Origin of the sequence: Devosia honganensis (assembly GCF_042648785.1) — a bacterium.
In the GTDB taxonomy this organism is placed as follows: domain Bacteria; phylum Pseudomonadota; class Alphaproteobacteria; order Rhizobiales; family Devosiaceae; genus Devosia; species Devosia honganensis.
On record NZ_JBHRYD010000010.1, the window covers coordinates 265,030 to 277,086 of the forward strand.

General features: G+C 66.5%; 13 protein-coding genes. 11 read left to right on the plus strand and 2 right to left on the minus strand.

Annotated features, from left to right (window positions below; translation table 11 throughout):
• Positions 1–150 precede the first annotated feature (150 nt).
• The 10 genes from ACFOOL_RS12260 (at position 151) to ACFOOL_RS12305 (ending at position 8,376) form a co-directional block, all read left to right on the plus strand.
• Positions 151–909, plus strand: a complete 759-nt coding sequence (locus ACFOOL_RS12260) for an electron transfer flavoprotein subunit beta/FixA family protein (RefSeq protein ID WP_380097383.1) — start codon at positions 151–153, stop codon at positions 907–909.
• Positions 909–1,832 (plus strand): electron transfer flavoprotein subunit alpha/FixB family protein, encoded by a 924-nt coding sequence (locus ACFOOL_RS12265; RefSeq protein WP_380097384.1) that lies wholly within the window; start codon positions 909–911, stop codon positions 1,830–1,832. The genes ACFOOL_RS12260 and ACFOOL_RS12265 overlap by 1 nt, the downstream gene beginning before the upstream one ends.
• Positions 1,833–1,925: 93 nt before the next feature.
• Entirely contained in the window at positions 1,926–3,116 is a 1,191-nt protein-coding gene (locus ACFOOL_RS12270; RefSeq protein WP_380097386.1) for an amino acid aminotransferase, read from the plus strand.
• 72 nt (positions 3,117–3,188) lie between these two features.
• On the plus strand, positions 3,189–3,842 hold the full coding sequence (gene fsa, locus ACFOOL_RS12275) for a fructose-6-phosphate aldolase (protein WP_380097388.1): 654 nt from the start codon (positions 3,189–3,191) through the stop codon (positions 3,840–3,842).
• Positions 3,843–4,000: 158 nt separating this feature from the next.
• Positions 4,001–5,059 carry an Mrp/NBP35 family ATP-binding protein gene (locus tag ACFOOL_RS12280; RefSeq protein WP_380097389.1) on the plus strand — a complete coding sequence of 353 codons (1,059 nt, stop codon included), beginning with the start codon at positions 4,001–4,003 and terminating at the stop codon, positions 5,057–5,059.
• A gap of 18 nt (positions 5,060–5,077) precedes the next feature.
• A complete protein-coding gene (locus tag ACFOOL_RS12285; RefSeq protein ID WP_380097390.1) occupies positions 5,078–5,311 on the plus strand; it encodes a type II toxin-antitoxin system PrlF family antitoxin in 234 nt (77 codons plus the stop codon).
• On the plus strand, positions 5,298–5,657 hold the full coding sequence (locus ACFOOL_RS12290) for a type II toxin-antitoxin system PemK/MazF family toxin (RefSeq protein WP_380097493.1): 360 nt from the start codon (positions 5,298–5,300) through the stop codon (positions 5,655–5,657). The genes ACFOOL_RS12285 and ACFOOL_RS12290 overlap by 14 nt, the downstream gene beginning before the upstream one ends.
• An 87-nt stretch (positions 5,658–5,744) precedes the next feature.
• On the plus strand, positions 5,745–6,914 hold the full coding sequence (locus ACFOOL_RS12295; RefSeq protein ID WP_380097392.1) for a M20 aminoacylase family protein: 1,170 nt from the start codon (positions 5,745–5,747) through the stop codon (positions 6,912–6,914).
• Positions 6,915–6,974: 60 nt separating this feature from the next.
• A complete protein-coding gene (locus tag ACFOOL_RS12300; protein ID WP_380097393.1) occupies positions 6,975–8,045 on the plus strand; it encodes an AbrB family transcriptional regulator in 1,071 nt (356 codons plus the stop codon).
• A 34-nt stretch (positions 8,046–8,079) separates the two neighbouring features.
• Positions 8,080–8,376 carry a hypothetical protein gene (locus ACFOOL_RS12305; RefSeq protein WP_380097394.1) on the plus strand — a complete coding sequence of 99 codons (297 nt, stop codon included), beginning with the start codon at positions 8,080–8,082 and terminating at the stop codon, positions 8,374–8,376.
• Positions 8,377–8,509: 133 nt separating this feature from the next.
• Here ACFOOL_RS12305 and ACFOOL_RS12310 read toward each other — a convergent pair whose 3' ends face one another.
• Positions 8,510–9,439 (minus strand): 2-hydroxyacid dehydrogenase, encoded by a 930-nt coding sequence (locus tag ACFOOL_RS12310; RefSeq protein ID WP_380097395.1) that lies wholly within the window; start codon positions 9,437–9,439, stop codon positions 8,510–8,512.
• Between the two features lie 32 nt (positions 9,440–9,471).
• Positions 9,472–10,407 (minus strand): AEC family transporter, encoded by a 936-nt coding sequence (locus tag ACFOOL_RS12315; protein ID WP_380097396.1) that lies wholly within the window; start codon positions 10,405–10,407, stop codon positions 9,472–9,474.
• Between the two features lie 168 nt (positions 10,408–10,575).
• Between ACFOOL_RS12315 and glpD the strand changes: the two genes are divergently transcribed.
• The gene (gene glpD, locus ACFOOL_RS12320) at positions 10,576–12,054 is read left to right on the plus strand and encodes a glycerol-3-phosphate dehydrogenase (RefSeq protein ID WP_380097397.1); all 1,479 of its coding nucleotides are present in this window, start codon (positions 10,576–10,578) and stop codon (positions 12,052–12,054) included.
• The last annotated feature ends 3 nt before the right edge of the window (positions 12,055–12,057 follow it).

Here is a 12,057-nt window from a genome sequence, read left to right on the forward strand (position 1 = left end):
TTGGCGGATCACCGAGGGACCCCCACCCCCGACCCCTCCCCTCAAGGGGGAGGGGAGCAAAGGCACCGATTCCGCCTGCGATATTTCCCGCCGCGCCTTGCCCCTCCGCCGCCGATTTGCGATTGAAGCGGCAACCTGACGGAGCTGCCCATGAAAATCCTCGTCGCGGTCAAGCGCGTGGTCGATCACAATGTCCGCATCCGCGTGCGCGCCGATGGCACCGGCGTCGAGACCGAGGGCGTGCGCATGTCGATGAACCCGTTCTGCAAGCACGCGGTCGAGGCGGCGGTGCGGCTGGCCGAGGCCGGCGCGGCCACGGAAATCGTCGTCGTCTCCATCGGCCCGAAAGCCGCCACCGACGTCATCCTCACCGCCCTCGCCATGGGTGGGCATCGCGGCGTGCTGGTCGAGACCGGGGAGAGCCTCGAAACCCTCGCCATCGCCAAGCTGCTGGAAAAGATCGTCGCCGAGGAACGGCCCGACCTCGTCCTGCTGGGCAAGCAGGCGGTGGACGACGACAGCAATCATGTGGGGCAGATGCTGGCGGCGCTGACCGGCCGGCCGCAGGCGACCTTCGCCTCCGCCATCGAGCGCGACGGCGATGCGCTGCTGGTCACCCGCGAGGTCGATCATGGCAGCGAGACGCTGCGCCTGCCCCTGCCCTGCGTGGTCACCGCCGATCTGCGGCTCAACACCCCGCGTAATGCCGCCCTGCCCATGGTGATGAAGGCCCGTTCCAAGCCGCTCGCAGTGCGCCCGGCGGCCGAGCTGGGCGTCGACCTCGCCCCGCGCCTCGCCATCGAGGCCATCGCCCCGCCACCGGAGCGGCCGGCGGGAAGTATGGTCGGGTCGGCGTCCGAACTCGCCGCCATCATCCTTGCCGATGTCGAAGAGATGGAGGCGCGGTGATGAGCGTTCTGGTCCTGGCCGAGATCGACAATGGCGCCCTCTCCCCCGCCACCGCCCGCATCGTCGCCGCCGCGTCCCGACTGGGCCCGGTCGACCTGCTCGTTCCCGGCCCGCAAGCGGCGGGCGCGGAGGCCGCGCGGATCGCCGGCGTCGCCAAAGTGTTCACCAGCGCCGTCGAAATGCGGGCCGAAAGCCTCGCCATGCTGCTCTCGACGCTAACGATGCGCTACCGTTACATCGTTGCCGGGGCATCCTCCCTGGGCAAGGACGTGATGCCCCGCCTTGCCGCCATGCTCGATATCCAGCCGGTCACCGATATCGTCGCCATCGAATCGCCGACCCGCTTCGTGCGGCCCGTCTATGCCGGCAATGCGCTCGAAACCGTCAGCGATCCGCAGGACCGGCACGTGCTCACCATCCGCGCCGCCGCCTTCCGCCCGGCAGCAGGCGACAATGATGCGCCGGTGGAAGTGCTTGATGCGCCGGCTGTTTCCGCCGCGAAGCTGATCGCCACCCATCGCAACGAGAGCGACATTCCCGATCTTCCGACCGCCCGCATCGTGGTGGCGGGGGGCGTTTCGGTGGGCTCGCGGGAAGGGTTCGCGCTGGTCGAAAAGCTCGCATCCGTGCTGGGCGCGGCCATCGGCGCCACCCGGGCGGCGGTCGATGCCGGCTATGCTCCCAATGACTGGCAGGTGGGCCAGACCGGCAAGATCATCGCCCCCGAGCTTTACATCGCCGTGGGCATTTCCGGGGCGCTGCAACATCTTGCCGGCATTCAGGGCGCGCGGAAGATCATCGCCATCAACAAAGACGCCGAGGCGCCGCTGGTCCGGATCGCCGACCTGGCGCTGATCGGGGATCTGTTTGAAATCGTTCCGCAATTGATCGCCGAGCTGGAAAAAGCCGGGCTCGGACGCTGAGTTTCGGGCCGGCACGGCGCCGGCAAGTGGCAATTGCAAAATTCCCGCGCGGGCCTATAAAGACCGCGCCTTCTCACCGGACTTCCCAGAAAAATGTTCGAAACCCTCACCAAGGCCCCCGGCGACAAGATCCTTGCGCTCATGGGCGAGTTCGCCGCCGATTCCCGCCCCACCAAGATCGATCTCGGCGTGGGCGTCTATAAGGACGAAAAGGGCGTCACCCCGGTCATGTCCGCGGTCCGCAAGGCCGAGGAGCGGATGCTCTCGAGCGAAAAAACCAAGACCTATCTGGGGATTGCCGGCAATAAGGGCTATGGCGAGGCCGTGCTCGAGCTGGTTCTGGGCGACAGCGTGGCGCGCGACCGCGTCCGCATCGCCCAGGCGCCCGGCGGCACCGGTTCGCTCTGGGTGCTGATGCAGCTGGTCAACCGCGCCCGCCCCGGCGCGACCGTCCACGTCTCGGCCCCGACCTGGGCCAATCACAATCCCATCGCCCTCAATTCGGGCCTCGAGGTGGCGACCTATCCCTATTTCGATCCGACCACGCGCGGCGTGAAATTCGAGCAAATGCTTGCTGCCATTGATCGATTGGGGCCGGGAGACGTGGTGCTGCTGCATGGCTGCTGCCACAACCCGACCGGGGCCAACCTTTCCGAGGCGCAGTGGGACCAGGTCGCCGCCAGCCTTGCGCGCACCGGCGCCCTGCCCTTCATCGACCTCGCCTATCTCGGCTTCGGGGACGGGATCGAGGCCGATATCTATGGCACGCGTAAGATTCTATCCTCGGTGCCCGAAACCCTGATAGCCTTTTCCGGCTCGAAGAATTTCGGCCTTTATCGCGAGCGCGTCGGCGCGGCCATTCTGGTGGCCCGCAATGCGGGCGAGGCCGAGACCGCCTATTCGCAGTTGTTGAACATCATTCGCGGCGCCTATTCGCAGCCCCCCGATCACGGGGCGGAGATCATCCGCACCATCCTCACCGATCCGGCCCTGCGCGCCGAATGGGAAGACGAACTGGCAACCATGCGTAACCGCATGATTTCATTGAGAAAAAAGCTATCGGATGCCATCAGGGAGCGTTCCAACAGCACCGATTTCGACTTCGTGGCCGACCATCGGGGCATGTTCTCCCTGCTCGGGCTCAGCACCGAGGCGGTGGACCGGCTCAAGGCCGGGGACGGGGTCTATATGACCGGCGACAGCCGCATCAACGTCGCCGGCATCCCCGAGGATCGCGTCGGTGATCTGGCCGAGGCCTTTTTGACCGCCATCGGCCGCGCATGACGCTTGCGGCGCCGCGCCGCCATGACTACATCTGGCTTAACGGTTTGGCCGACACGATTTTAGGAGGGAACGATGAAGTTCTTCGTCGACACTGCGGAAACCAAGGATATCAAGGAGCTGTACGAAACCGGCCTCCTCGATGGCGTCACCACCAATCCGTCGCTGGTCGCCAAGTCCGGCCGCGACTTCAAGGAAGTCATCGCGGAAATCTGCGCCATCGTCCCCGGCCCGGTTTCGGCCGAGGTCGCCAGCCTCGAATATGACGGCATGGTCGCCGAGGGCGAGCATCTGGCCAAGATCGCCTCCAATGTGGTGATCAAGCTGCCGCTGACCCTGGCCGGGCTCAAGGCCACCAAGCATTTCAAGGACCAGGGCGTCAAAACCAATGTGACGCTGTGCTTCTCGGCCAATCAGGCGCTGCTCGCGGCCAAGGCCGGGGCGACTTATATCTCGCCCTTTATCGGCCGGCTGGACGACATCAATCTCGACGGCATGGAGCTGATCGAGAACATCCGCCAGATCTACGACAACTATCAGTTCGAGACGCAGATCCTGGCCGCCTCGATCCGCTCGCCCAACCACGTCACCCAGGCGGCGCTGGCCGGCGCGGACGTCGCCACCATCCCCCCCGACGTGATCCGCAAGCTGGCCGCCCATCCGCTGACCGACAAGGGCATTGACGGCTTCCTCAAGGATTGGAAGGCCGCCGGCCAGTCCATTCTCTAGGCCGGCACGGCCGGCCCGTCCCGCCATCGCGATGTCGCCCCGGCGCAGGCCAGGGTCCACCCCGAGACAGGCGCGCGGGAGCAACCGAAGAGATGGATGCCGGCCTGCGCCGGCATGACATTGGGGCCGTGGCGCGGCAAGGCGTCCGGCATTGCGCAATGGCCGATACCGAACTCGCCGCCCGGATCAAGGCTGCTCTTGGCCGGGTGGAAATCCCCGGCGGGGGCGATCTCGCCTCCTATGCGGGCCTTTCCGACATCATCGTCACTCCCGGCGCCATTGCCTTCGCCATTTCGGTGGCGCCCGGCATGGAGACCGCCTTCGGCCCGGCGCGCGAGGAAGCTCGGAAAGCCGCCGAAACGCTGGGCGGCGCCCGCAAGGTCATGGTTTCGCTGACCGCCGAAAAGGCCAAGGCGCCCAAATTCTCCCATGGGTCGGCCACCCCGCCGGGCAAAACAGCGGTGTCGGGGGTCCGGCACATCCTCGCCGTGGGCTCGGGCAAGGGCGGGGTCGGCAAGTCCACCACCGCGATCAACCTCGCCTTGGCGCTGCAGGCCGAAGGGCTCAGGGTCGGCGTGCTCGACGCCGATCTTTACGGACCCTCCGTGCCCAAGCTGCTCGGCATCGAGGGCAAGCCGACCATCCGCGACGACGGCATCTTCACCCCGCACGAGGCCTATGGGCTGAAAGTCATGTCCATCGGCTCCATGCTGGTGCCCGGGCAGGCGGTGGTGTGGCGCGGCCCCATGGCCACGTCCGGCCTGCGCCAGCTTTTGCGCGAAACCGATTGGGGCGGGCTCGACGTATTGGTCATCGATTTGCCGCCGGGCACCGGCGACATCCATATCGCGCTGTTCCAGCAAACGGTGGTGGATGGGGTGGTCATCGTCTCGACGCCCCAGGACCTGGCGCTGGTCGACGCGCAAAAGGCGATCGACATGCTGCGCCGCATGTCGGTTCCCGTGCTCGGCATCGTCGAGAACATGAGCTATTTCATCGCGCCCGATACCGGCAACCGCTACGATATCTTCGGCTCGGGCGGGGTGGAAAAGGCTGCGGCGGCGCTGGGCGCCGACTTTCTCGGTGCCGTCCCGCTGGTCATGTCGATCCGCGAAGCCTCCGACGCCGGCGCCCCGCCGGTCGCCAGGGAGCCGGACGGTCCCGAAGCCGCCGCCTACCGCGCCATTGCGCGCCGGCTGGCCCCGGCCTTGGCATAGGCAAGGATCTTCCTTACATTGCGTGCGGAGGTCCGCATAATCACGAGTAAAATCAGTAGCAAGGCCCAGACGACGATTCCACAAGCGGTGCGCACGGCCCTGCGGCTGCGCGAAGGGGACGAGATCGCCTATGCCATCGAAGATGGCCGGGTGGTACTGACGCGCGTGCCCACGGAGACAGCGGAAGACCCCTTCGCCACCTTCAGCGAATGGGACAGCGATGCCGACCGGCGCGCCTATGCCGATCTTTAAGCGCGGCGCCATCGTTCGCGTTCCCTTTCCCTATACCGATCGACCCGTGCGGCAGCGACGGCCGGCAGTTGTGGTATCCTCTTCGGCCTTTCACGCGCAATCCCATCTGCTTTGGGTCCTTATGATCACCAGCGCGGAGAACCGGCCCTGGCCCGCCCACATTCTTCTCGTCGAAAATCATCGGAGCATGGGCCTGCCGGCCCCGTCGCTGATCCGTACCGCCAAAATCGCCGCCATCGAATCATCCTACGCCGAAGTCATCGGACATTTGCCCGATGCTCTCGGAACCCTTCTGGATGACCGCCTCCGCCACCATCTCGGCCCGATCGCACCTGCCGACAACTAAATCGGGCGCCTTTCGCAGCGCCGCCGGCGGTTGACGGCGGGCGGCCGGGCGGACACTGTCGCGGATCGCCACAGTTCAAAGATCCACATGCCCGTTCTCAATCGTATCGCCGAGTTCCACGCCGAAATCGCCGCCTGGCGGCGCGACTTCCACGCCCATCCCGAAATCCTGTTCGACCTGCCCCGCACATCGGCCATCGTGGCCGAAAAGCTCCGGTCCTTCGGCTGCGACGAGGTGGTGACGGGCCTCGGGCGCACCGGCGTCGTGGGCATCATCGAGGGGCGGGGTGCCGGAAGCGGGCGCACCATCGGGCTGCGCGCCGATATGGATGCGTTGCCGATGACCGAGAAGACCGGCCTGCCGCACGCCTCGACCGTTCCGGGGAAGATGCATGCCTGCGGCCATGACGGGCACACCGCCATGCTGCTGGGCGCAGCGAAATATCTGGCCGAGACCCGCAATTTCGAGGGACGCGTGGCGCTGATCTTCCAGCCGGCCGAGGAAGGCGGCGGCGGCGGCAAGGTAATGATCGAGGACGGGCTGATCGAAAGATTCGACATCGCCGAGGTCTATGGCATGCACAACTGGCCCGGCATGAAGCTGGGGCATTTCGGCATCCGTGCCGGCGGCATCATGGCGGCGACCGACCGGTTCTACATCGAGGTCACCGGCCAGGGCGGCCATGCGGCCAGGCCGCAGCAGACCATCGACCCCATCGTCGTCGCCGCGCATTTGGTGACGGCCTTGCAGACCATCGTGTCGCGCAATCTCGACCCGCTGGACAGCGCCGTGCTCAGCGTCACCATGATCGAGGCGGGGGAGGCGGACAATGTGATCTCCCAGACCGCCCGCATCACCGGCACGGTGCGCACCCTCGACGGCGCGGTCCAGGACCTCGTCGAGCGGCGGCTGGGGGAGATGGTGCCGCAATTCGCCGCCGGCTTCGGCGCCAGCGCCGCCATCCGCTATGTGCGCGGCTATCCGGTGACCGTCAACGCGCCGCGGCAGACCGCCTTCGCCGCCGATGTCGCCGCCGCGGTGGTGGGCGAGGAGCGGGTGGACCGGGACACCATGCCGTCGATGGGCGGCGAGGATTTTTCCTTCATGCTCAACGAGCGGCCCGGCGCCTATATCTTCATCGGCAATGGCGATGGGCCGGAGCTGCATACCGAAACCTATGATTTCAACGACGAGGTCATCCCCATCGGCGTCAGCTATTGGGTGGAGCTGGCCGAAAGGGCGCTGAAACCGGAATGATCCCCGAAGCGGCCCGCACGGCCTTTTGCGGCACCGGCGGATCGGGTAAGCAATAGCGACATGTCCGCCACCCGCTTCTCCCCGTCCGCCCTGTTCCCGGTTTTGCTGACGCTGGCCATATCCGCGATCTGCGGCGGCCTGGCCGAGCTTGCCGGCCTGCCGGCGGGATGGCTGATGGGCGGGGCCCTGGGGGTCACCGTGGCGGCGATGCTGGGCGCCCCGGTCGCCATGCCGGCGCGATTGCGGGACCTCTCCTTCATCCTCATCGGCATGTCGATGGGCGCCAGCGTCGCTCCCGACAGCCTGACGCTGCTCGCCTCCTGGCCGGTCAGCCTCACCGCGCTGGCGCTGGAACTGGTCGTCATCATCGCCACCACCGGCTGGATGCTGACACGGTTTTTCGGGCTCGATGCGGGCACCGCCTATCTCAGCTCCTTTCCCGGGCACCTGTCCTTCATTCTGGGGATCGCCGCGACGGGGGTGGGCAATGCGCGCCAGATCGTCATCATCCAGGTCATCCGCATATTGATGCTGACCATCGCCGTGCCGATCGGCGCGGTGTTCCTGCCGGTCGACCATTTCAGCCCGCCCGCGCCCGACGCCTTTCTGGGGCCGCTGCAATTGCTGGCGCTGGCGGGAGGGTGCGTCGCCATGGGGCTGGCCTTCGTCTGGCTCAAAGTGCCGGCGGGCATGGTGCTGGGCGCCATGGCGGCCTCGACCGCGGCCAAGCTGGGCGGGCTCTATACCGAGGCCATGCCGATCCCGCTCGTCATCTTCACCTTCATCCTCACCGGGGCGCTGATCGGGTCGCGCTTCATCGGCATCACCCGCGTCGAATTCATGTCCGCCGCGCTGGGCGGGCTGATCGCCACCGCCATGACCCTCAGCATCGTCACCGCCGTCGCCCTGGGCGTGGCGCAACTGGTGGACATGCCGTTCGGGCAGATCTGGCTGGGGCTCTCGCCGGGGGCGCTGGAAGGCATGGGGGCGCTGGGCATAGCGCTGGGCTACGACACCGCCTTCATCGCCGCCCACCACGTGATCCGGCTGCTGATGCTGAGCTTCGCCATTCCCGCCGTGGTGATGCTGGTGCGGATGCAGGAGAGGGCGGCGCAGGACCGCCGCATTTGACCCTTATGGATAGCGTTCCGCCGAGGAGACAGAGATGATCCGCATCAGCGCCGCAATCGCCCTCCTGCTCGCCCTGACCGGCACCGCCCTTGCCGGCCCCAATTGCTACGTCAACACGCCGGGCGTGCATATCTCCTTCGGCGTCTCGGTCGGCGGCAGGTTCACCTCGGAGGACCGGGACCAGTTCAATCTGATGCGCCTGCGGCAGCGGGGCGTCGATGCCACCCGCGCCGAAATGTGGGATGGCTGCATCCGCGCCTTCGTGCGCAAGCCCGGCGGCGGCGAGGAAATGCAGTTCTTCCACCCCGATACGTTCGAGCGGGTATTTTAGGGTCTTTCACTGTCCAGCGGCATCAGCGCCTTTTGCTCCCCTCCCCGGGAGGGGTCGGGGGTGGAGGGGCCTTCGGTGATCCACAAGCCACCCCCTCCCCAGCCTCCTTCAAGGGGAGCGCGCGCACCGCCGCCTACACCACCGCGCTGAGCAGCGGCTCGCCGGCGAAATGAGCGTCGAGATTGGCCACCAGCAGCGCGCCCATGGCGTCGCGGGTCTGGTGGGTGGCGCTGCCCTGGTGGGGGGAGAGGACGACATTGTCGAGCTCCAGCAGCGCCTCGGGGACGCTCGGCTCCTCGGCGAAGACGTCGAGCGCGGCGCCGCCCAACCTTCCACTCGCCAGCATTTCCACCATGGCCGCCTCGTCGATCAGCGTGCCGCGGGCGACGTTGACGAGACGCCCTTCGGGACCGAGCGCCTCGAGCACCTGGCGCGAGACGATGCCGTCCGTGTTCCTGCCGCCCGGCGCGATGATGACCAGCCAGTCGCTGTCGCGGGCCATGTTCTCGAGATTGTCGTAATAGACGTAAGGGACCGCCGGCTGCTGGCGGCGGCCATGATAGACCACCCGCATCTTCATGGCCTGGGCACGGATGGCGATCTCCTTGCCGATGCGGCCGAGCCCCAGAATGCCCACGGTCTTGCCGGTAAGCTCGGAAAACAGGCCGTAATTGCCCGCCATCCACTTGCCCTGGCGCACGAAGCGGTCGGCCTGGGGAATGCGGCGCGCAAGGGCGATCATCAGACCGATGGTGAGTTCGGCCACCGCGTCGTTGAGCACGTCGGGCGTATTGGTGACGCGGACATTGCGGGCGCGGGCGGCGGCGACGTCGATGGAGTCGTAGCCCACCCCGAAACTGGCGATGATTTCGAGATTGGGGAGCTTGTCCATGAGATCGGCCTGCACGCCGGCGCCGGCATGGGCGCGGATGCGGCTCCCGTTTTGCGCCAGCCAGCCCTGCTTGTCGTCCTGTTCATGCAGCTTGTGGACGGTATAGCGCTCGGCCAGCGCCGCCTCGCAGGAGGCCAGGAGAGGGGAGGTCTGGAGAATTTCAACGGTCATGAATCAGGGTCCTTCGGATGCGCCCGGGCGGGCTAGAAGCTCAGGATATAGAGCCACGCCGAGATCGTCAGCGCCGACAATATGGTGCCGATGAGGATGGCGTTGGCGGCGACGCTGGTGCCGCGATCGTAATAGGTGGCGAAGACGTAGATGTTGATCCCGGCGGGCATGGAGGAAAGCAGGATGCCGTAGCGGGCGATGTCGAGGGGCACGCGCATCACCCAGATCATCAGCACATAAGCGATGGCCGGGTGGACGATCAGCTTGATCAGCGCCGCCACCAGCGCCTGCTTCCAGTTGTCGGACAGCCGGAATTCATTGAGCGCCCCGCCAATGCCGAAAAGGGCGACCGGCACCACGGCCTGGGCCATCATGGAAAAGAAGGCGGCGGCGGGCTCGATCAGTTCCAGGCCGGCGAGCGAGCCGGCAATGCCCGCGACGATGCCCCAGATGAGAGGGTTCGATCCCACCCGCTGCGCCGCCACCACCAGGGTACGCCCCAGCGGCTGGCCGTCGCGGCGGGTCAGTTCCATGGTGATCATGCCCAGGGTCAGCAGGATGGCGCCGTGCAGGCCGATGATGGAAAGGGTGACCGGCAGCGCCTCCTCGCCATAGGCGCGGGTCATGATCGGCAGGCCGACCAGCACCGTATTGGTGAACATGCCGGCAAAGCCCACCGAAACGCTTTCGCCCGGCCGGTTGGCGAAGACGCGGCGGGCGATGACGATGCCGATGACGAAGCAGACGATGGCGCCGAAATAATAGGGGCCGATAATGCCGATATTGAAGGCGGAGCGGAAATCGCTGCTACTGATGGAATAGAACAGCAGGCAGGGCGTGGCGAAATTATTGACGAAGGCGATGAGCGCCTTGACGCCTTCGGCCGGAAACAGACGCAGGCGGACGGCGCCGAAGCCGAAGGCGATGAGCGCGAAGATGGGCGCGATGACGGCGAGAATGGAAAGCATTGGCCGGGATCCGGGCCCGAGGCGGGGAAACGGCCCCTGCCCTATCCCGTGGGCGGAGAGAGGTCAATGCGCATCTTGTATGGCAGATAAAAACGAAACTGTATCCTTTTCATAACGAAAGCAATTGGCATATAAACGAAATATGTCGGGGACGAATGGAATGGGGCCATGCTGGATATCTTCGTGATCGGGGGCGGGATCAACGGCACGAGCGTGGCGCGCGACGCGGCGGGACGCGGCTACTCGGTGGCGCTGGCGGAAATGAACGACCTCGCCTCGGGCACAAGTTCCGCCGCCACCAAGCTGATCCATGGCGGATTGCGCTATCTCGAACACTACGAATTCAGGCTGGTGCACGAGGCGCTGGCCGAGCGCGAAGTCCTGTGGGCCTCGGCGCCGCATATCATCTGGCCGTTGCGTTTCGTTTTGCCGCACCACAAGGGCATGCGGCCGGCCATGGTGCTGCGCGCGGGGCTGGCCATGTATGACTATATGGGCGGACGCCGCCTGCTGCCCCCCACAAGGACGCTGGATCTCACCAGCGACGAGGCCGGCCGGCCCCTCAAGCCGGGCTATCGCCTGGGGTTCGAATATTCCGATTGCTGGGTCGACGATGCGCGCTTCGTCGTGCTGAACGCGCGCGGCGCCGCCGATCGGGGCGCCAGGATCCACGTGCGCACCAGGGTGGTTGCGGCCCGGCGCGAGAATGGCGGCTGGACCGTGGACCTGGATGGCGAGGACGGACGGCGGAGCGTCCGGGCGCGCCTCCTGGTCAACGCCGCCGGCCCCTGGGTCGACGAGGTCGTCGACACGGTGATGGGCGAGCATGGCGCGCACAATGTACGGCTGGTCCAGGGCAGCCACATCGTGGTGAAAAAGCTCTACGCGCACGACCGCTGCTATTTCTTCCAGAACAGCGACGGCCGCATCTTCTTCGCCATCCCCTATGAGGGCGATTTCACCCTGATCGGCACCACCGACCGCGACTATCGCGGCGATCCGGGGGAGGTGAAGATCACCGAGGAGGAGAAGGATTATCTCCTTGCCGCGGCGAGCGAATATTTCGCCGCGCCGGTGACGCGTGACGACATCGTCTGGGCCTATTCGGGCGTGCGGCCGCTTTACGACGACGGCGCCAGCGCCGCCCAGGAGGCGACGCGCGACTATGTGCTCAAGCTCGACGGCGATGCGACGACCGGCGCCGCGCTCAACGTGTTCGGGGGCAAGCTCACTACCTCGCGGCGGCTGGCCGAAGCGGCGCTGGAAAAGATCGGGGACGTGCTGGGCCGCAAGGGTGCGGCCTGGACCAGGACGGGCACGCTGCCGGGCGGCGATTTCGGGCCGAAGAGCTTCGAGGCGGAAGTGCGGCGGTTGGGCCTCGACTATCCGGGGCTCGGCACCGGCCTGTTGCGGCGGCTGATGCGGCTTTACGGCACGAGGGCACGGGCGCTGCTGGGCGATGCCGGGAGCGAGAGCGATCTGGGCACCCATTTCGGCGCCGATCTTTATCAGGCCGAAGTGGATTATCTGGTTGCACAGGAATGGGCGCGGACGGCACAAGACGTGCTGTGGCGGCGCACGAAACTCGGCCTGCGGGTCGGCGCCGAGGATGCCGCGCGGCTCGAGGACTATCTGGCGGGCCGCTGACGG

Coding starts and splice junctions, on each gene's coding strand:
- ACFOOL_RS12260 (WP_380097383.1), top strand. CDS start 151: ATGAAAATCCTCGTCGCGGTCAAGCGCGTGGTCGATCACAATGTCCGC.
- ACFOOL_RS12265 (WP_380097384.1), top strand. CDS start 909: ATGAGCGTTCTGGTCCTGGCCGAGATCGACAATGGCGCCCTCTCCCCC.
- ACFOOL_RS12270 (WP_380097386.1), top strand. CDS start 1,926: ATGTTCGAAACCCTCACCAAGGCCCCCGGCGACAAGATCCTTGCGCTC.
- fsa (WP_380097388.1), top strand. CDS start 3,189: ATGAAGTTCTTCGTCGACACTGCGGAAACCAAGGATATCAAGGAGCTG.
- ACFOOL_RS12280 (WP_380097389.1), top strand. CDS start 4,001: ATGGCCGATACCGAACTCGCCGCCCGGATCAAGGCTGCTCTTGGCCGG.
- ACFOOL_RS12290 (WP_380097493.1), top strand. CDS start 5,298: ATGCCGATCTTTAAGCGCGGCGCCATCGTTCGCGTTCCCTTTCCCTAT.
- ACFOOL_RS12295 (WP_380097392.1), top strand. CDS start 5,745: ATGCCCGTTCTCAATCGTATCGCCGAGTTCCACGCCGAAATCGCCGCC.
- ACFOOL_RS12300 (WP_380097393.1), top strand. CDS start 6,975: ATGTCCGCCACCCGCTTCTCCCCGTCCGCCCTGTTCCCGGTTTTGCTG.
- ACFOOL_RS12305 (WP_380097394.1), top strand. CDS start 8,080: ATGATCCGCATCAGCGCCGCAATCGCCCTCCTGCTCGCCCTGACCGGC.
- ACFOOL_RS12310 (WP_380097395.1), bottom strand. CDS start 9,439: ATGACCGTTGAAATTCTCCAGACCTCCCCTCTCCTGGCCTCCTGCGAG.
- ACFOOL_RS12315 (WP_380097396.1), bottom strand. CDS start 10,407: ATGCTTTCCATTCTCGCCGTCATCGCGCCCATCTTCGCGCTCATCGCC.
- glpD (WP_380097397.1), top strand. CDS start 10,576: ATGCTGGATATCTTCGTGATCGGGGGCGGGATCAACGGCACGAGCGTG.